This window comes from Kitasatospora sp. UYEF31 (genome assembly GCF_057291755.1).
The window spans coordinates 1-19,208 of record NZ_JBXAWK010000004.1; the positions used below are offsets into that span (position 1 = coordinate 1).

15 protein-coding genes are annotated in these 19,208 nt (G+C 68.3%); 12 read left to right on the plus strand and 3 right to left on the minus strand.

Annotated features, from left to right (window positions below; genetic code table 11):
* Positions 1-205: 205 nt before the first annotated feature.
* Positions 206-1,177, plus strand: coding sequence for a DUF6444 domain-containing protein (locus AC0Z36_RS02710; protein WP_485461004.1), 972 nt, complete (start codon positions 206-208; stop codon positions 1,175-1,177).
* Between the two features lie 313 nt (positions 1,178-1,490).
* Here AC0Z36_RS02710 and eccCa read toward each other — a convergent pair whose 3' ends face one another.
* Positions 1,491-5,438 (minus strand): type VII secretion protein EccCa, encoded by a 3,948-nt coding sequence (gene eccCa, locus AC0Z36_RS02715; protein WP_485461005.1) that lies wholly within the window; start codon positions 5,436-5,438, stop codon positions 1,491-1,493.
* 259 nt (positions 5,439-5,697) lie between these two features.
* On the opposite strand from eccCa, the gene eccD reads away from it, so the two are divergent.
* The 9 genes from eccD (at position 5,698) to AC0Z36_RS02760 (ending at position 16,119) form a co-directional block, all read left to right on the plus strand.
* Positions 5,698-7,125 (plus strand): type VII secretion integral membrane protein EccD, encoded by a 1,428-nt coding sequence (gene eccD / locus AC0Z36_RS02720; protein ID WP_485461006.1) that lies wholly within the window; start codon positions 5,698-5,700, stop codon positions 7,123-7,125.
* A gap of 347 nt (positions 7,126-7,472) precedes the next feature.
* The gene (locus AC0Z36_RS02725) at positions 7,473-7,889 is read left to right on the plus strand and encodes a hypothetical protein (RefSeq protein ID WP_485461007.1); all 417 of its coding nucleotides are present in this window, start codon (positions 7,473-7,475) and stop codon (positions 7,887-7,889) included.
* Between the two features lie 138 nt (positions 7,890-8,027).
* On the plus strand, positions 8,028-9,566 hold the full coding sequence (locus AC0Z36_RS02730; protein WP_485461008.1) for an alpha/beta hydrolase: 1,539 nt from the start codon (positions 8,028-8,030) through the stop codon (positions 9,564-9,566).
* Positions 9,563-10,105 carry a hypothetical protein gene (locus tag AC0Z36_RS02735; protein WP_485461009.1) on the plus strand — a complete coding sequence of 181 codons (543 nt, stop codon included), beginning with the start codon at positions 9,563-9,565 and terminating at the stop codon, positions 10,103-10,105. The genes AC0Z36_RS02730 and AC0Z36_RS02735 overlap by 4 nt, the downstream gene beginning before the upstream one ends.
* Positions 10,106-10,289: 184 nt before the next feature.
* Positions 10,290-10,577: a 30S ribosomal protein S15 gene (gene rpsO, locus AC0Z36_RS02740; protein ID WP_485461010.1), complete on the plus strand. Its 288-nt coding sequence runs from the start codon at positions 10,290-10,292 to the stop codon at positions 10,575-10,577.
* 421 nt (positions 10,578-10,998) lie between these two features.
* The gene (locus tag AC0Z36_RS02745; RefSeq protein WP_485461011.1) at positions 10,999-13,227 is read left to right on the plus strand and encodes a polyribonucleotide nucleotidyltransferase; all 2,229 of its coding nucleotides are present in this window, start codon (positions 10,999-11,001) and stop codon (positions 13,225-13,227) included.
* Entirely contained in the window at positions 13,224-14,591 is a 1,368-nt protein-coding gene (locus AC0Z36_RS02750) for a M16 family metallopeptidase (RefSeq protein ID WP_485461012.1), read from the plus strand. The genes AC0Z36_RS02745 and AC0Z36_RS02750 overlap by 4 nt, the downstream gene beginning before the upstream one ends.
* Before the next feature lie 317 nt (positions 14,592-14,908).
* A complete protein-coding gene (dapB, locus tag AC0Z36_RS02755) occupies positions 14,909-15,664 on the plus strand; it encodes a 4-hydroxy-tetrahydrodipicolinate reductase (protein WP_485461013.1) in 756 nt (251 codons plus the stop codon).
* Positions 15,661-16,119, plus strand: a complete 459-nt coding sequence (locus tag AC0Z36_RS02760) for a hypothetical protein (protein ID WP_485461014.1) — start codon at positions 15,661-15,663, stop codon at positions 16,117-16,119. Before dapB ends, AC0Z36_RS02760 begins: the two co-directional genes overlap by 4 nt.
* A gap of 295 nt (positions 16,120-16,414) precedes the next feature.
* Here AC0Z36_RS02760 and AC0Z36_RS02765 read toward each other — a convergent pair whose 3' ends face one another.
* Entirely contained in the window at positions 16,415-16,948 is a 534-nt protein-coding gene (locus AC0Z36_RS02765) for a GNAT family N-acetyltransferase (RefSeq protein ID WP_485461015.1), read from the minus strand.
* Between the two features lie 457 nt (positions 16,949-17,405).
* Here AC0Z36_RS02765 and AC0Z36_RS02770 point away from each other — a divergent pair, with 457 nt between their 5' ends.
* Positions 17,406-17,807, plus strand: coding sequence for a hypothetical protein (locus AC0Z36_RS02770; protein WP_485461016.1), 402 nt, complete (start codon positions 17,406-17,408; stop codon positions 17,805-17,807).
* A gap of 56 nt (positions 17,808-17,863) precedes the next feature.
* On the opposite strand, the gene AC0Z36_RS02775 is transcribed toward AC0Z36_RS02770, so the two are convergent.
* Positions 17,864-18,097, minus strand: coding sequence for a hypothetical protein (locus AC0Z36_RS02775; protein ID WP_485461017.1), 234 nt, complete (start codon positions 18,095-18,097; stop codon positions 17,864-17,866).
* A 320-nt stretch (positions 18,098-18,417) separates the two neighbouring features.
* Between AC0Z36_RS02775 and thyX the strand changes: the two genes are divergently transcribed.
* Positions 18,418-19,155, plus strand: coding sequence for an FAD-dependent thymidylate synthase (gene thyX, locus AC0Z36_RS02780; protein WP_485461018.1), 738 nt, complete (start codon positions 18,418-18,420; stop codon positions 19,153-19,155).
* Positions 19,156-19,208 lie beyond the last annotated feature (53 nt).

Consider the following 19,208-nt stretch of genomic DNA (forward strand, 5'->3'; position numbering starts at 1 on the left):
TGCTCCCTGGTCTCCGACCGCGCCGCCGTGCGGTGATCACCCACCAGCCGACCAGCCATGCCAGGATGCCCCGACCCTAATTACGACCCAGGTCGTAACTACTCAGGTGTCCGTGTGACCTGCGCATGATCAGCTCGTTGGACTGTCCGCGGGCCTGTCGAAGCGTCGTCCGTCGTACGACGATCTTGTGTGCGCGCTCTTCGAGTTGCAAACCGAAGTCAGCGCACTGAAGCGGCATGTCGCCGAACAGGACGCGGAGATCGCGACGCTCCAGGCGGAGAACGCCGAGCTCAAGCGCCGTCTGGCGGCGGACAGTTCGAACTCCTCCAAACCGCCGTCCTCCGACAATCCCTATCGCAAACCCGCACCCCGGTCCCAACGCACCACCACCGAACGCCGACCCGGAGCCCAGCCCGGACACCCCGGCGCGAACCTGGCCCAGATCGCCGACCCCGACACCGTGGTCGAACACCGGCCGGTGGTGTGCAAAGGCTGCGACACCACCTTGGACACCACGGCGGCAACGGCCGGTTTCGTCCGCTCCCAGGTCTTCGACCTGCCCGAACCCCGCCTGGTCGTCACCGAACACCGGATGCTCAAACTCCGCTGCCGGTGCGGGCACACCACCACCACACCGGCCCCAGACGGCGCGGGCGCACCCGCGCAGTACGGTCCAGGGCTCCACGCCCTGACCACCGCCAACAACGCCGCACACGCGGCCCGGGCGGCCGGACGCACCGCCTTGAGCGACGAGGAACGCGCCGCACTGGACGAGGACTTCGACGAGGCGGTGAAATGCGGGCGCTCGGCCAACCCCGACCCGCCCCCCGGAGGGAAGAAGACCTTCGCCCGGCAACTCGTCGATCGTTTGAAGCGAAGACGCGACGACATCCTGCGGTTCGGACATGACCTGACGGTCCCGTTCACAAATAATCAGGCCGAGCAGGACATCCGTATGACCAAGGTCCACACCAAGGTCCACACCAAGGTCCACACCAAGGTCCACACCAAGGTCCACACCAAGGTCTCCGGCGGCTGGCGCACCCTGGAAGGCGCAAGCGTATGGCTGCTGGTGCGCTCTTACCTGTCCACCGCCCGCAAACACGGCCTCAACCCGATCACGGTCCTGCGCGACCTCTTCGCCGGAAACGTCTGGCTGCCGCCCGTTCACGCGTAGTCAGACACCTGAGTAGTTACACGTTTCGTTTGCGGGCACGTTCAAGGCGACGGACGCCGCCCGAAGAGGCTGCGAACCGGCGACAACAGGCTGAGGACTGCGCTCCTCGGGATATCCGTACGCTGTGCTCTGAATCTTCCGGAAAGGCCGGACGGCCTCCGCACCGGTTCGGGCGTGTGCCGGGATTCCGGTTTCCGCGGATATATTTGCAGACATGAAGAAGGCCCGGGCCGGTCGAATCGATCGGCCCGGGCCTTCTGCCTGCCGGGAAGTGAACCGTACGCAACGCTGACGCGCAGTCAGCCGATGTGTATCACTGCTCAGGCAGCCACGCAGTCTGGATCATCTGCACACCCTTGCGCCGGGTGACCAGGTGCCCCCGCCCGGGTGCCAGCGGGCCCGGCTTCACAGTGCCGAGCAGCGCCCCCTCGTCCCGGTTGCCGGACATCATCAGGCCGCCGGTGCTCAGGTCGCGCAGCCGCTGCATGACCGGCTCGAACAGGGATCGCCCCGCGCCACCCGCGTTGCGCGCGATGATCAGGTGCAGGCCGACGTCGCGGGCCAGCGGCAGGAACTCGCCGAGCACCGACAGTGGATTGCCGCTCTGCGTGGCCACCAGTTCGTAGTCGTCGACGATGATGAACACCTCGGCGCCCGTCCACCAGGACCGGTTGCGCAACTCCTCCTGCGTCACCCCCGGGCCGGGCAGGCGCCGTTCGAATACACCCTTGAGATCGCCGACGTACGCACTGAGCGAGGGCGCCGCGGCGGCGTACTCGAGCAGGTGCGTGGAAGGCACCGCCTCCAGCATGGTCCGCCGGTAGTCGACCATGATGATCCGGGCCTGCTCCGGGGTGTACCGGTCGGTGATGCCCCGGGCGATCGACCGCAGCACGTTCGTCTTCCCGGACTCGGACTCACCGAAGATGATGAAGTGCGGGTCCGTGTTGAAGTCGAGGAACACCGGTGCGAGTTCGGACTCGTCCACCCCCAGGGGCACGGGGAACCCGGGCATCTGCGCGGGAGTGGGGAGCGACTCGTACGGGACCAGCGACGGCAGCATCCGCACCCGCGGCGCCGGAGCCTCCTGCCAGGCGGTCTTGATCTGTCCGACGGTCCAGGCGACCCCGTCGGCCAGGTCGGCGGATTCCGACGACCCGTCGATCCGCGGCAGCGCGGTCAGGAAGTGCAGCTTGTCCGGGGTGAGGCCGCGGCCCGGGGCCCCGGCTGGGATGTTCACCGCGACCTTCCGGTCCACTTCGGACTCCATCGGGTCACCCAGGCGCAGTTCGAACCGGGTGCCGATCTGGTCACGCAGCGCCGGGCGCAGCTCGGCCCAGCGGTTCGCCGACACAACCACGTGGACACCGAAGCCCAGGCCGCGCGCGGCCAGGTCCAGGACGTCCTGTTCGAGGTACTCGAAGTCGTTGCGCAGCGTCAACCACCCGTCGATGACCAGGAACACGTCACCCCACGGGTCCTCGGACAGCTGGCCCGCGGCCTTCCGGGTCCTGAAGGTCGCCATGGAGTCGATGCGGTTGTCCCTGAACAACTCCTCCCTGCGGTTCAGCAACCCGGTCACTTCGCTCATGAGCCGCCGTACGATATCGACGTCGAGCCGGCCCGCGACCCCGCCCACGTGCGGCAGTTCGGACAGTGAGCCCATCCCGCCGCCGCCGAAGTCCAGGCAGTAGAACTGCACTTCAGCCGGTGTGTGGGTCAGCGCGAACGACGTGATGAGAGTCCTGAGCAGCACCGACTTACCGCTCTGCGGACCACCCACCACCAGTGCGTTGCCGGCCGCTCCGGACAGGTCCGCGTACATCAGGTCGCGGCGCTGCTCGAACGGCTTGTCGGTGAGGCCGACCGGCACGATGAGCCGGGAGTTGGCGGTGTACTCCGGGGAATACAGCCCCCGCTCGGCCGTGGCCGCCAGCGTCGGCAACAACTGGTCCAGGGGCGGCGATTCACCCAGCGGGGGCAGCCACACCTGGTGCGCGGGGGGACCCTGCCCCTCCATCCGGCGCACGATCACGTCGAGCACCGTGTCGGCGAGCCCGGTCTGCTCCTCGGGCTCCACCGCTGCGGCCACGGAGGACGGCTGCAGCACGCTGGGCGCCGTCCACGTGTTCGTGAACAGGACCGGCTGCGGCACGCCCTCACTACGCTGGTGCCTCGACTGGGAGGCGGGACGGTAGTCCCCGGACACGTACGCGGCCTTGAACCGCACCATCGTCTCGGTGTCGAACTTCAGATAGCCCGAACCGGGCACCGACGGCAGGTGGTACGCGTCGGGCACGCCGAGCGCCGCGCGCGACTCCGCGGCGGAGAAGGTCCGCAGACCGATCCGGTACGACAGGTACGTGTCCAGACCGCGCAGTCGGCCCTCCTCCAGGCGCTGCGACGCGAGCATCAGGTGCACGCCCAGCGAACGGCCGATCCGGCCGATCTGGATGAACATGTCGATGAAGTCGGGCTTGGCGGTCAGCAGTTCGCTGAACTCGTCGATGATGATGACCAGCGACGGCAGCGGCTCCAGCGCGGCACCCGCGCCCCGGGCCCGCTCGTAGTCGTGGATGTTCGCGTAGTTGCCGGCCGCCCGGAGCAGCTCCTGACGGCGGTTCAGCTCACCGGTTATCGAGTCACGCATCCGGTCGACCAGCGTCAGGTCGTCGGACAGGTTCGTGATGACCGCCGCCACATGCGGCATCTCGGCCATCCCGGAGAAGGTCGCACCACCCTTGAAGTCGGCGAGCACGAAGTTCAGGATCTCCGAACTGTGCGTCATCGCCAGACCCAGGACGAGCGTACGGAGCAACTCCGACTTGCCCGAACCGGTCGCGCCGATACACAGACCGTGCGGCCCCATGCCCTCGAGCGCGGCCTCCTTCAGGTCGAGCATCACCGGCTCGCCGTTCTCACCCACCCCGATCGGCACCCGCAGCCGGTCGTGCGGCGGACGGGGCCGCCACGTACGCGACACGTCCACCGAGCCGGCGTCACCCACACCCATCAGGTCGGTGAAGTCCAGGTTGGCGAGCAGCGGCTCGTCGTCCCCGCCCGCCCCGAGCCGCAACGGCGCCAGCTGCCGGGCCACAGCTTCGGCCTCCCAGCCGGCCAGCACGTCCGGCACGCCCTCGTACGCCGCCCCGCTCGCCGACTCGAGCACCAGCAGATCAGGCTCCACGATGATGCTCAGCCCGCCCCGGGCCTGGTCCAACGGGCCCGGGATGACCTCCAGGACAGTCACACCCTGCAATCCCTCGGCCCCGGCGAGCAGCGAACCGTTCGGCACGGTGCCACCGTCGAGCACCACCACCAGGTGCGGCTGGTCGAGCACCGGCTGACCGTCCCGGCTGAACCGCGGCCGGTTCTCCAGCTCACCGGCGAGCAGCCGCTCCACCTCACCCAGGTCGTCGAACACCATCCGCAGCGGCCCCGCGCCGTCCGACTCCGACGGGTGCTGCGTGTGCGGCAGCCACTTCACCCAGTCCCACAGGTGCGCGTTGCGCGGATGCGTCACCACCGCCACCCGGACGTCGTCCGGCGACTGCAACACCGTCAGCTGCGCCAGCATCGCCCGCACCGACCCGTACACCGTGTCGATGTCACCGGACACGGTCAGGTGGTAGAACGCCCGCAGCGACACAGCCATCGGCAGGTCGTCGAGCGTCCCCTGGGTCTTCAGGAAGCGCCGCATCGCATCCGCGCACAGGGGCTCCAGCTCATCCATCGGCGCGGTGTCCGGGGCGATCAGCGGCGTGGCCAGCTGTTGCTGCCCGGTGCCCACCCGGATCTGCCCGAAGTCGGCGTCACCGGCCCGGCGTTCCCAGACCCGGCGGCCCCCCGCGGCCACCGACCACAGCTGCTCGGGGTCCGGATGCGTCCACAGCTGCGCCCCGCGCTGCAGCGCGGCCGTCTTGCGGAGTTCCTTGCGGGTCTGCCCCAGGTACTTCAGATAGTCCCGGCGGGCGTCCCGCATCGCCCCCTTGTTCCCGCCCCGTGAGCGCAGGATGTTCGCGACGACCATCGCGACCGACGACACCATCATCACGCCGCCCATGACCATCATCGTCTTGGCGGCACCGGGCATGAAGAAGAAGCCGGCCGAGCCGACGGTCGTCATCAGTGGCAGGACGTTGGAGACCCAGCCCTGGTCGTTCGGCCGCTCCAGCTCCGGTGGTGTCTCGATCTGCACGGACTGGTCGGGCACCGGGGGCGGGAAAGCCCTTGGTGGCCGTTTGACGATGACGACACTCACGCAGAAACCAGCCTCACCCGTCGGAATCCTGACGGCGACACACGACCGGTCGCTTCAGTGCGACCGCCAGTGGGAACCGCCGGTCGCGTCAAGCGCGATCGGACCCCCGTGTGCGCCCGGCGATACTACTGGTCACATGTACGGCGAACTCAAGGGCGCGGGCCGCTCCGCACCGGGCCTCCGTTAGAGTGCGGGACTCGTCGTACCTGAATATGCAGGCAGTTCCAGCTGACACGCAGACAAAAGGGGACCTGACCCGGTGAGTTCCGTGACACAGGTGACCGCGACCGTCTCCACCGGCCTGGCCCGGGTGACGTTGGTCGCACCGGACTGCCGGGTGGATGTCGTCCTCCCCGAGGAAGTGCCGCTGGCCGAGCTCTACCCGGAGATCCTCCGGCTGTCCGGCCAGGTCCAGCGAGACGGGGCACCCACCGGGTTCCACCTCATGCGACTGTCCGGCCAGGTCCTCGACGGCGCCACGGGCCTGCACGCACAGGGCGTACGGGACGGTGAACTGCTGCGCTTCACACCGTTGGGCGACTCCCTCCCGGCGCCCGTCTACGACGACGTCTCGGACTCCATCGCCTCCTCTTTGAGCGAGGACAAACGGCTGTGGACACCGGCGATGCTGCGTACGGCCGGACTGTCGGCCGCCGCCGTGTTCTTCTCCCTCGCCGCGGTCGCCCTGTGGCGCATGGCACTCCCGCACGGCCTGCCGGGCGTCGTCGCCGGCACGCTCGCGCTCCTCCTCGTCGTGGTCGCCGGGGTCAGGGCCCGGGTGTACGACGACGCGACCTCCGGCGCCATCCTCGGCCTCGGCGCACTGCCCAACGCCTTCCTGGCCGGAATGGCCATCCTCGAACCGCACCGCGGCGAGGGCCTGGGACGGCTGCAGTTCCTCACCGGAGCGGTGGCCCTCATGGTCGTCGCCACGCTGATCGCCGTGCTCATCCCGCCCCGGGCCAGCGTGTACGTGGCAGCTGCCGGCACCGGCGCGGCCGGCGCCCTGGCCGCCTTCGGGCTGATCGCCACCGACAGTCAGCCCGTACGGATCGCCGCAGTCACCGCGACGGTGGCCTTCGCACTGATCGGCTTCCTGCCCGGCTGGTCGGCCCGCTCCGCGCGGCTGCCCATCGGCTTCCTGCCCACCGACGCGCCCGTCGCGGCGCAGAACGCCCAGGGCGACGCGGTCGACCACGCGGACATCGCGGACAGGGCCCGGCGCGGCCACGAGATGCTCACCGGCCTGACCGGGGCCTGCGCCACGGTGATCGTCGCCTCGGCCATCGTGCTCGGCGACGCGCACGGCGACCGCGCGGCGATGTGGGCCCAGCTCCTGACCGCCGTACTCGGCCTGCTCACCCTCGGCCGCGCCCGACTGTTCCGGCACAGCGCCCAGGTCGTCGTCCTCTACACGGCCGGCCTCGCGACGCTCGCCTTCCTGTTCATCGGACTCACTCTGCACACCGGGTTCCTCGACTCCGAGCGGCAGGGCTGGATCTTCGCCATGTGCGCGGTGCTCGGCGCACTGCTCGCCCTGATCGCCGTCTCGGTCCCGGCACGCGGACTCTCCCCGTTCTGGGGCCGCCTGACCGACATCGCCGAAGGCCTGCTGATGTGCATGGCCATCCCGATGTGCCTGGCTGTGCTCCAGGTGTACGGGAAGATGCGGAACATCACCGCCTGACGCCCGGCGCCTGACTCCCCGCCGCAGCCCCGGCCCCGGGCGTTTCAGCCGCCCGGCGTCCCAGTCTCCAGGTGTCCCAGTCTCCAGGCGTTTCCGTCTTCAAGCGTTTCCGTCTTCAAGCGTCAGCGCGGTGGTGCATACCCCGTGCGGAAAACTTCGTCAAGAGGTACGGAGCGGCTGTCACTCCTCCGGTTACTCATCCCCGGATTGAGAGCCGATCGCCCCGGACCCCGCTGGCTCGCCTGGTCTAATTTCCCAGGCAAGCCAAAGGATCAGGCCGTACGGGGGCGTGGATGTCACATATCAGCGATGTGTTGGGTCCGGACAGCTCCGGCACCGGGCCGAACGTGCCTTCGAACATCCGCACACTGCTCGAACCCACCCCGGACCCCGTGTTCCGGATGCCCCCGCCGCGCAAAACCGTCCCGCCGGTCTCCGCGCCCGGGGCTCATCAACTGGCGGACGGCGGCTCGTTCCACGTCCAGGCCCCCTTGCTGGCGGCCGCCGCGGAACCGGCCCACATGATGGCCGGCGAACTGCGACGCGGGGTTTCCGGGCTGTCCGGGCGGTCACGGTCGACCGCGACCCGGGCGCTGCCCGAGTTCGCGTTCGCGGACACGATCGCCCGGATCGCCCAGGGCTGGGAGGACCGCCTGTGCGCCCTGGCCGGACGCCTGGACACGACCGGCGGCGACCTGACGACCACCGCGCGCCACTACCAGCGCGGCGAACAGGCCGCTACGGCCGCCTTCCAGGGGAGGTGACGGGCAGTCATGGTCACGTACGCCCAACTCGACGCCGCCCACCCAGCGGCACTGGCCGACCTGCAGACCACGTGGGACACCCTGGACCTGCTCCTTGAAAGGCTCGAACCCCGCCTCCGCGATGAGGTCACCGGCCCCGTGCGCCGCAGCGGCTGGCAGGGACAGGCGGCGGAATCAGCAGTCGCCGCACTGGCGCGCACCGCCGACGAGATCTCGTCCGCCTCGATGATCGTGACCGCCGTACGGGCGCAAATCCAGGCCGCACAGCAGGACTTCACCGCCGCGAAGACGGCCTTGGAAACCGCCAAGGAACAGGCGGGCGCGGCCGGGTTGCGCGTGGGGCCGGACGGCTCGGTGACGGCCGACCCGGTTGTGTTCCCCGAATCGCATCCCGGCGCGCGGCGCGCCGCACAGGAGAAGACGACACACGTCCACAGTCTGATCACGAGCGCGCTGCAACTCGCGGACAAGGCCGACGCCGCCGCGGTGGCCGCACTGAGCGCCTTGGGCGCCGACGCCATGGACGCGGACCCGACACCGGCCGAGACGGTCTGGGCCCCCGCCCAGGCCGCCCGGACCCTCGGCATCAGCGCGACGGCGATCCCGAAGGACCCGAAGGCAGCGGCCGCGTGGTGGAAGGGCCTGCCACCGAGGGACCAGGAGTTGTTCCTGGAGGCGTTCCCCCAGGCAATCGGCTCGACCGACGGGCTGCCCGCGACCGTCCGCGACGAGGCGAACCGGATCAGCCTGGGCATGCAGACCACACAGTTGAAGGGACAGTTGGAGTACACCGACGACCCGCTGCTGAAGATGGCCTGCGAGAAGAGGCTGACCGCGCTGCAGACCATTCAGGGGCAACTGGACAGGAATCCACTGCGGCAGCCTGAACAGCAGTTCATGCTGCTGGGTTTCGACCCGGGTGGGGATACGAAGACCATTATGGCAGTGGGGAATCCGGACACCGCAAAACATGTGGCGACGTGGACGCCGGGGATGAATACGAACTTGAGTGCGCTGAGCGGGAATTTGGACCGAGTGGCCAGGTTGCAGGACACTGCCGACAAATTGACCCCGGGCCAGGCAGGTGACGTGGCGACCATCATGTGGTTCGACTACGACGCCCCTGACGGCCTGCCCGCTGCTGCGACGGAAGGCTACGCGAATAGGGGAGCTCCCGCGCTGGATCGGTATATCGACGGACTGCGGGCGAATCGCGACGACCAACATGTGACCGCAATTGCCCACAGCTATGGATCCACTACCTTGGGAACGGCAGCGAAGCAAGGGGACGGCCTGGCCGTGGACGACATCGTGGTGGCCGGCAGCCCGGGGATGCGGGTCGCCAAGGCGGAGGACCTGAACATCGATCCACGGCACGTCTGGGCTGAGGCCGCTGCTGGTGACTACGTTCCTGGCAGTGCGGCACATGGCGAGTGGGCCGTGGAGACCAAGTACGGGTTCCCGGTCGGGGCGGGGCGGATCGTGCCCTCAGATGAGATGTTCGGCGGGAATTTGATGACAACTGACACGCGTGGGCATAGTGCTTATTGGGACTATGACGAGCATGGGAAGCCGACGCAAAGTCTAGAGAATCAGGCTCGGGTGGTCATGGGGACGTACTCCAGTCCCAACGAGGATAAGCGTCCTGAAATCAGGCATGGGAAGATGCCAAAATGAATAATTTCCGATTTTCGTTGACCGTGATTATTTTTGTTGCGATGGCCATGCTTACAGGATGTGGGCCTGAGATGACTGATGCCGCCAAAACGCGCCCTGTGATGAGTCAGGAGGAGGCCAGAGCGAAAACCCTTTCCTACTCGCGCGAGATTGTTCGAGCCAGTGGGGAAGAACTGACTCCCGATGGCGCAAAGAACGGCCCTACTACCACCATGGTCGGGTGTGGAGGGAGCAAGGACAGTGACAGCGGTTACTTCAATGCCCTCACAACCGTGAACGTCATCGTTCCCCCAGGCCGACAGGTCGCCACGCTTGCCCGCCTCCGGGACTACTTCGTCGGCCTCAACTACTCCGTGGACGATTTTCGCGCCAGGGAGATGGGTGACGAGTCAGGCGGAACACTCAAGGCCCACAACCCCAGGGACAACTTCGGCTTCTCTGTGCTGAGCACATCGCCATCCCAGGAAATCACCATCTGGGTCGGCACCCCCTGCCTCCAGTCCCCGAAGCCTGGTGCAGCCTCGCCCACCACCTCCTGACCCCGCTCGATCTCACCGCTTCGCCCCCTTGCGTCCACCCCTGGTACGGTGGCAGCACATCGGAATCACTTCCGGAGTCCTCTGCTGCTCGGAAAGTCCAGTACTCCCGAGCGGCCGACGTGAGTCTCAGGTCCTCGTGAATTCAGCCCGAGGACACTCATCAGCATCGAAATGGAGCTACAGCGTGCCGCTTGCCGCAGACGTCAAGAAGCAGATCATGACCGACTTCGCCACCCACGAGGGCGACACGGGCTCCCCCGAGGTGCAGATCGCGATGCTGAGCCGTCGTATCGACGACCTCACCGGGCACCTCAAGATGCACAAGCACGACCACCACAGCCGTCGTGGTCTGCTGCTCATCATCGGTCAGCGCAAGCGCCTGGGTAAGTACCTGGTCAAGACCGACATCCAGCGCGCACGTGACCTGGCCGCCCGGCTGGGCCTGCGTCCGTCTTCGATGGGCCTGAAGTAGTCAGACGCGTCAGGGGAGCGGTGCCCGTACCGGCACCGCTCCCTTCGCCGTATCCACGCACGACGTGGCTACGCGCACAGAGCGGTGCAACCGGCCGGGAAGCCACTTGTTTTGTAGGCTCTGGAACGGTTAGGCAGCTCTCAGCTAGTCCGCAGCACCCTGTATCACCCCGCAGCACCCCGTAACACCCGTCCCGCGGCCCAGACGGCCGCGGTGACGTCACCTCGAGGAGTCAAGGCCCCACCGCGGCAGCGGCGGCATTCCGGTTGTTTCGCCGGTCCTCGGTAGTGGCCCCCGGGCCCCTGGGCACGCCCCAGGACCCCGGCGGCTTCGATCGAAGACCGGCCCGGCCAGACCGTCCGGTGCCCGTCCCGGTGCCTGCTCCTTGAACGAAGCCACTTTCGAAAAAAGGAGGGCACCCGTGGAGGGTCCCGACATTCACTTCGCCGAGGCAGTGCTCGACAACGGCACCTTCGGCACCCGCACCATCCGTTTCGAGACGGGTCGTCTGGCCCGCCAGGCCGCCGGTTCCGCCGTGGTCTACCTCGACGACGACACGATGGTGCTTTCGGCCACCACCGCCTCGAAGCGTCCGAAGGACCAGCTGGACTTCTTCCCGCTGACCGTCGACGTCGAGGAGCGGATGTACGCCGCGGGCCGCATCCCCGGCTCGTTCTTCCGTCGTGAGGGCCGGCCGTCCGAGGACGCGATCCTCACCTGCCGCCTGATCGACCGCCCGCTGCGCCCGTCCTTCAAGAAGGGCCTGCGCAACGAGATCCAGATCGTCGCGACGATCATGGCGCTCAACCCCGAGCACCTGTACGACGTGATCGCGATCAACGCCGCGTCGATGTCCACGCAGCTCGCGGGCCTGCCCTTCTCCGGCCCGATCGGCGGCGTCCGCGTCGCACTGATCGAGGGCCAGTGGGTCGCGTTCCCGACGCACACCGAGCTCGAGACCGCGGTCTTCGACATGGTGGTCGCCGGTCGTGTCCTGGACGACGGCGACGTCGCGATCATGATGGTCGAGGCCGAGGCCACCGTTAAGACCATCTCCCTGGTCGCGGCCGGCGCCGCCGCCCCGACCGAGGAGATCGTCGCGGAGGGCCTGGAGGCTGCCAAGCCGTTCATCAAGGCCCTGTGCGCCGCGCAGTCCGAGATCGCGGCCAAGGCCGCGAAGCCGACCGCCGAGTACCCGGTCTTCCTGGAGTACCAGGACGACGTGTTCGCCGCCCTCGAGGCCGCTGTCGGTTCCGACATGTCCGCCGCGCTCACCATCGCGGGCAAGCAGGACCGCGAGAACGAGCTCGACCGCATCAAGGACATCGCCGCGGGCAAGCTGCTCCCGAAGTTCGAGGGTCGCGAGAAGGAGATCGGCGGCGCGTTCCGCGCGCTGACGAAGAAGCTCGTGCGCCAGCGCGTCCTCCGCGACAAGGTCCGCATCGACGGCCGTGGCCTGACGGACATCCGTACGCTGTCCGCCGAGGTCGAGGTCATCCCGCGGGTCCACGGTTCGGCTCTGTTCGAGCGCGGCGAGACCCAGATCCTGGGTGTCACCACGCTGAACATGCTCCGCATGGAGCAGATGATCGACACGCTGAACCCGGAGACGCGCAAGCGTTACATGCACAACTACAACTTCCCGCCGTACTCGGTCGGCGAGACCGGCCGCGTGGGTTCGCCCAAGCGCCGCGAGATCGGCCACGGCGCGCTCGCCGAGCGGGCGCTCCTGCCGGTGCTCCCGACGCGCGAGGAGTTCCCGTACGCGATCCGTCAGGTCTCCGAGGCCCTCGGGTCCAACGGTTCCACCTCGATGGGCTCGGTCTGCGCCTCGACCATGTCGCTGCTCAACGCGGGTGTGCCGCTCAAGGCCCTCGTCGCCGGTATCGCCATGGGTCTGATCTCGGACCAGGTCGGCGGTAAGACCGAGTACGTCGCGCTGACCGACATCCTCGGCGCCGAAGACGCGTTCGGCGACATGGACTTCAAGGTCGCCGGCACGAAGCAGTTCGTCACGGCCCTGCAGCTCGACACCAAGCTCGACGGCATCCCCGCGTCGGTCCTGGCCGCCGCGCTGAAGCAGGCCAAGGACGCGCGTCTGCACATCCTCGAGACGATGATGGAGGCGATCGACACCCCGGACGAAATGTCCGAGTTCGCTCCGCGCATCATCACCGTCAAGATCCCGATTGACAAGATCGGCGAGGTCATCGGCCCGAAGGGCAAGATGATCAACCAGATCCAGGACGACACCGGCGCCGAGATCACCATCGAGGACGACGGCACGATCTACATCGGCGCGACCAACGGCACGGCCGCCGAGGCGGCCCGGAACACGATCAACCAGATCGCGAACCCGACGATGCCGGAGATCGGCGAGCGCTACCTGGGCACGGTCGTCAAGACCACGACCTTCGGTGCGTTCGTGTCGCTGATGCCGGGCCGCGACGGGCTGCTGCACATCTCGCAGCTGCGCAAGATGGCCGGCGGCAAGCGCGTCGAGAACGTCGAGGACGTCGTCGCGGTCGGCGCCAAGGTGCAGGTCGAGATCGCCGAGATCGACCAGCGCGGCAAGCTGTCGCTCATCCCCGTCATCGAGGGTGAAGACGACGCGCAGGCCGACAAGGCCGAGGACGCCGAGCAGAAGTGACCTCTCCTGTCGTGATGGTCCCCGGCCAGCGCTCCTTCACGGGGCAGAAGCCGGGGACCACCAGGACGCTGCTCACGGGCGGGGACGGTGCGGGCACGGTCCGCCGCACCGTCCTCCCCGGGGGGCTGCGCATCCTGACCGAGACGATGCCGCAGGTCCGTTCCGCGACCTTCGGCATCTGGGTGGGCGTGGGCTCACGCGACGAGACCCCGGCGCTGGCCGGGGCCAGTCACTACCTTGAGCACCTGCTGTTCAAGGGCACCGCGACGCGTGACGCGCAGGAGATCTCCGAGGGGATCGAAGGCGTCGGTGGCGAGATGAACGCCTTCACCACGAAGGAGTACACCTGCTACTACGCGCGGGTGCTCGACATCGACCTGCCGCAGGCGGTCGAAGTCATCTCCGACATGGTGGTCAACTCGCTGATCCGCGCGGAGGACGTCGAAGCCGAGCGTGGCGTGATCCTCGAAGAGATCGCCATGACCGAGGACGACCCGGGCGACCTGGTGCACGACCTGTTCGCCGGGGCGATGCTCGGGGACACCCCGCTGGGGCGCCCCGTGCTCGGCACCGTCGACTCGGTCAACGCGCTGTCCCGGACCCAGGTCAACGGCTACTACCGGCGTCGCTACCGGCCGCAGAACATGGTCGTCACGGCAGCCGGGAACGTCGACCACGCCAAGGTCGTACGGATGGTCAAGAAGGCCTTCGCGCACGTGCCCGTGGACGAGGCGCAGCTGCTGACGCAGCCGCGCAAGGGGCACCGGAAGGCCCGCCCCGGCGGTGTCGTCGAGATCCTCAACCGGCCCACCGAGCAGGCGCACGTCATCCTCGGCATGCCGGGACTGACCCGGGACGACGACCGGCGCTTCGCGCTGGGCGTGCTGAACGCCGCCCTCGGCGGCGGGATGAGCTCCCGGCTCTTCCAGGAGGTCCGGGAGAAGCGCGGTCTGGCGTACTCGGTGTACTCGTACTCCACGCAGTACGCCGACCTGGGAATGTTCGGCGTCTACGCGGGCTGCAGGCCCAAGAAGGTGCACGAAGTCCTGGAGATCTGCCGGGCCGAGCTGAAGAAGGTCGTCGAAGGCGGCATCACCGCCGACGAACTGCGCCGCGGCATCGGCCAGGTCTGCGGTTCCACGGTGCTCAACCTCGAAGACAGCGGCTCGCGGATGAGCCGCATCGGCAAGAGTGAACTCGTACACGGTTCGCACCTGTCGGTCGACGAACTGCTCGACCGGATGCGCGCGGTCACCCTGGACGAAGTCCACGCGGTGGCGCAGGACCTGCTCGACGCACGTCCCACACTGGCCGTGGTCGGGCCCTTCTCCGACCCCGCCGCGTTCGCCGCAGCCGTGGCTTAGAACTGTTGCGGTAGTGCCGACGTCGATCATGCTCGGAACGTTGTCCCGGACCCCCGTCCGTACGACATTCCGAACATGATCGACGTCGGCGTATCCGGACGCATTCCGAAGCGTCCTGACGTATGCCATACGGTTTCAGGCGTATCCAGGCGTATCCAGGCGTATCCAGTCGTATCCAGTCGTATCCAGTCGTATCCAGGCGTATACCAGTTGTATCCAGTTGTATCCAGTTGTATCCAGTCGTATCCAGGCGTATCCAGGCGTATCCAGGCGTATCCAGGCGTATCCAGGTGTTTCCACGATGGGGAGCTGAGCACATGACCGCCCTGCGGGTCGCAGTTGTCGGGGCCAGAGGACGGATGGGCGCCGAGGCGGTCAAAGCCGTCGGGGCAGCCCCGGACCTGGACCTCGTCGCAGCCCTCGGCCGCGGCGACAGTCTCCGGACCCTGGCCGACGCCGGAGCCCAGGTCGTCGTCGACCTGACCGTGCCGGACTCGGTCATGGACAACCTCGAATTCTGTACGGCGCACGGCATGCACGCCGTGGTCGGCACCACAGGCTTCACCGACGAGCGCCTCGCCACACTCAGGGGCTGGCTGGAAAAGTCATCGGGTACGGGTGTCCTCATCGCCCCGAACTTCAGCGTCGGCGCGGTGCTCATGATGAAGTTCGCCGAACAGGCCGCCCGGTTCTACGAGTCGGTCGAGATCATCGAACTCCACCACCCGGACAAGGCGGACGCCCCGAGCGGCACAGCGGCCCGTACGGCCGACCTCATCACCCGGGCCCGCCGCGCAGCACAGTTGCCACCCATGCCCGACGCCACCCGCGAGGAACTGCCCGGGGCCCGGGGCGCGCTGGTCGGCGACGTCCACGTGCACTCCGTACGCCTGCGCGGACTCGTCGCACACCAGGAAGTCGTCCTCGGCGACACGGGCGAGACACTGACGATCCGGCACGACTCCTTCGACCGCGTGTCGTTCATGCCCGGCGTACTGCTGGGCGTACGCAAGGTCGTCTCCACCCCGGGCCTGACCCTGGGCCTGGAGAACTTCCTGGAGCTGGGCGCGTGAAGCAGCGTGTCACCGCACTCATCCTGATCGCAGTCCTGGTCTTCTACGTCTTCCTGGTCAGCAGCCGCGGCCTGCTCGCGATCAAGGACGGCCGCCCGGTCACGGTCGTCTTCGGCCTCGCCATCCTCATCGTGCCGCTCGTGGGCGTCTGGTACATCTGGCGCGAACTCAGCTTCGGCTTCACCATGCAGAAGCTGGCCCGCGAACTGGAGGCCGAAGGCGGCCTCCCCGCCGACGAACTGGAGCGCAAGCCCAACGGCCGCATCGTGCGCGACAGCGCCGACGCGGTCTTCGAGGTCCGCAAGGCCGAGACCGAGGCAGCCCCCGAGGACTGGCGCGCGTGGTACCGGCTCGCGGTCTCCTACGCCGACGCCCGGGACAACGCGCGGGGCCGCAGGGCGATGCTGCAGGCGATCCGGCTGCACCGCGACGCGAAGCCGGTCAAGACCGGCTGACGCACCGAACAGGCGCGCGAAAATCCCCTCCGGCCGGTGCCGGAGGGGATTTTCTTCGTACGGGGCACTCCACCGCCCGTGCCGACCGGCACGGGCGGTGGAGTGCGGGCTCCGGAGCACCGACGCCGGGCCCCGTGCCGCCCCGCACGGGTACTGGAGCATGCCGGGTGTCCAGGGGCCGAGTCAGGCCCCGTGCCGCCCCGCACGGGTACAGGGCATACCGGCTGTACGGGGCTGGGGCAGGCTCCGTACAGCCCCGCGCGGAGCCTGGAAGTCCGGACCCGCGCAGGACCGGCTACAACGCCGTGTGCAGCCGCACCTGCGGCAGCGCGGTGCCGTCGGGCTGCTCCAGGTCACGGGCCGCTCCGTCGGCCGCCCAGCCGGTCTCCGTGAGGAACGCGCGCAGGGGTCCGTCCCCGTCGCGCAGTACCCACACCACCGCCGTGCTGAAGCCGTCCTCGCGCAGCAGGTCGGTCGCCGCGGCGGCGAGCCGTGACCCGTGCCCGTGCGCACGGTGCGCCGGGTCCACCACCAGGACCAGTACCTCCGCGGCGCTCTTCGGGTCCAGATCAGGGTCCGTGGCCGGCGCGGTGGCGGTGAAACCGACCACGAGCCCGTCCCCGTGCGCGACCAGCACCCGGTGCCGGTCCGACGGGGGAGTCAGGACCGCCGCGCGCCACCCCTCGGCCAGCGCCTCCGGGGCGAGGGCGGCCAAGACCTCGTCGGGCAGCACCCCCGCGTAGGTCGTGCGCCAGGCGACCGCCTGCACCCGCCCCAGCGCCTCCACATCGTCGCCCCGTGCTGGACGTACGCCCGCATCCACCGTCATCTTCGGCCTCCCCGTCGTGCCGTGCTGTGTGTTTCCCGCGCCGATTCTCGCCCCCCGGGCCCCGCCGCGTACACGGCTCGGGGTGGCGGACCACACCTACGGGCGACACGGGCACGGAACCTCCCCGGGTGGCCGGCCCCGTGCGAGGGTGGACGGGGCCGGAATCAGAAGACGGCCGAGGGCAGGGGAGTGGTCGGTCATGCACGGGGCGTATGCGCGGGCACTGTGTCTCGGAGCAACCCTGTTGCTCGCGACGGGGTGCATGGTGGGGCCGACGGTCCCTGCCGCGAAACCGGGGCCACTGTCGACGCCGCCCGGCAGGGGCGGGGGGCTGCCAGGCGGGGGGTCGGGCTCCACCCCGGCTCCGGGCGGTGACCCGAGTGGTGTCCCACGCGCCAACTCAGGCAGCGCACCGAGTGTTCCACCGGCAAATCTCACCATCGGCGGCCTGGACCCGGTGACGCTCGGTCAGGGTGCCGATGTACGAGTGCAGGAAGTTGCCGTAACGGAAGTGATTTCTAAGGAATCACAGGCCGGCCGGCTCTTGGTGGTGGTCAAACTGCGTTTGCAGAACACTTCGGACCAGGCGCTGCAGTCCCGCAAGGTCGAGGCGACGCTGCTTATGTGCCCGACCTATGAAAAAAGCGAATGCCCTCCGGCGCCGGTCGGTCCCACTGTCCGCGACGATCCGCCTAGCGTCGATCCGGGGCAGGGCGTTGACCTGTACCGTCGTTTCAGCATCGCCGATCGCGACAACGGGCCAGTGACGGTGCACATCTCAGGGTTCGGGTCGGGTGGTTCTGACGTACGCGGTGCGTGGGTGGACCAGCGGACGGCCACCCCGTCGAGCGCTCCGTAAGCCGCCTTGTCCGTGACTCGATGGATCCCCGTCCGGAACGCGGGGGTACTACTCTCTCAACGCTCCTGAGCCACCCTCCCGCCCCCCGGCCGGTCCTCCGGACTGTTGTTCAGCGCAGGCCCGGCCAGGACCACAGCCAGCACGACGACCGCGATCCCGGCCCCGGCCACGACGGACGCCTGGAGCACCCTCTCCCTGGTCCAGCCACCCCCGTCCAGGGCCCTCAGGTCCACCACGCGGGGGTCGGATATTCCGCCGCTGTCGGGTTGCGCGAGTCGCTTCACGGACATGGGTCACTCCTAGCAGGCAGGGCCTGGAATGCAGGGACGGCAGGCGGTCTCGTACGCCAGTCCGGAATACTCAGGCTGCCCCACCTGAGGGCCGTTCCGGCCGGATCCGGCTCAAGACCAACCAGAAGCGGTATCCGCCCCGACAGCCCCGTACCTCCCAGGTCGCACGCGGCGCACCCCAGTGCGACCGGAGGCGCACGCCGCTGCGCCGGGACGGCGCTGCCGGTGTGCTGTGGTCCAATAAGTGGTCGTTCCCCGGCGTGCTGCATCCCGCCGGGGCGGCGGATTGAAAAACCCCGCACTACGAGGAGTTGCCCGGCGTGAGTGACCCGTCCGAAGTCCCAGACATCCGATTCCGCGGCGACGTCACGGTGGAGTTGGTCAAGTCCAGCGCCTCCGATCAGGACGTGCTGTGGGCGGCCCGCGTCTCGACCGCGGGGGAGAAGTCCCTCGACGAGCTCCAGAAGGACCCGGAACGCTCCAAGGGCCTCATCAACTATCTGATGCGGGACAAGCACGGCAGCCCGTTCGAGCACAACTCGATGACTTTCTTCATCAGTGCGCCGATCTTCGTGTTCAGGGAGCACATGCGGCACCGGGTCGGATGGAGCTACAACGAGGAATCGGGTCGCTACAGGCGTCTTGACCCTGTTTTCTACATTCCCGCCGAGGACCGCAAACTGGTCCAGGAGGGCAAGCCGGGCCACTACCGGTTCGTGGACGGCAGCGCGGAACAGCACAAGACTGTGGACGCGGTGACCCGCAGCGCCTACACCAAGTCGTACGGGGCCTACCTGGAGATGCTGGACGCCGGCGTGGCCCGCGAGGTCGCCCGCACGACCCTCCCGGTCGGCATGTACTCCTCGATGTACGCGACCTGCAACGCCCGCTCCCTGATGCATTTCCTCGGCCTGCGTACGCAGCGTGACGACGCGACGTTCCCGTCCTTCCCGCAGCGGGAGATCGAGATGGTCGCTGAAAAGATGGAGGCGGCGTTCGCGGAGCTCATGCCGCTGACGCACGCGGCGTTCGACAAGAACGGCCGCGTCGCACCCTGACGGGCGTACGACTGCTCCTGACGGCCTACACAAGACAGTCCACCAATCGGCAC

What these genes read in the sequence shown, in the direction of transcription:
- AC0Z36_RS02735 (WP_485461009.1), top strand. Translation starts at nt 9,563, where the DNA reads ATGAATAATTTCCGATTTTCGTTGACCGTGATTATTTTTGTTGCGATG.
- dapB (WP_485461013.1), top strand. Translation starts at nt 14,909, where the DNA reads ATGACCGCCCTGCGGGTCGCAGTTGTCGGGGCCAGAGGACGGATGGGC.
- AC0Z36_RS02765 (WP_485461015.1), bottom strand. Translation starts at nt 16,948, where the DNA reads ATGACGGTGGATGCGGGCGTACGTCCAGCACGGGGCGACGATGTGGAG.
- AC0Z36_RS02775 (WP_485461017.1), bottom strand. Translation starts at nt 18,097, where the DNA reads ATGTCCGTGAAGCGACTCGCGCAACCCGACAGCGGCGGAATATCCGAC.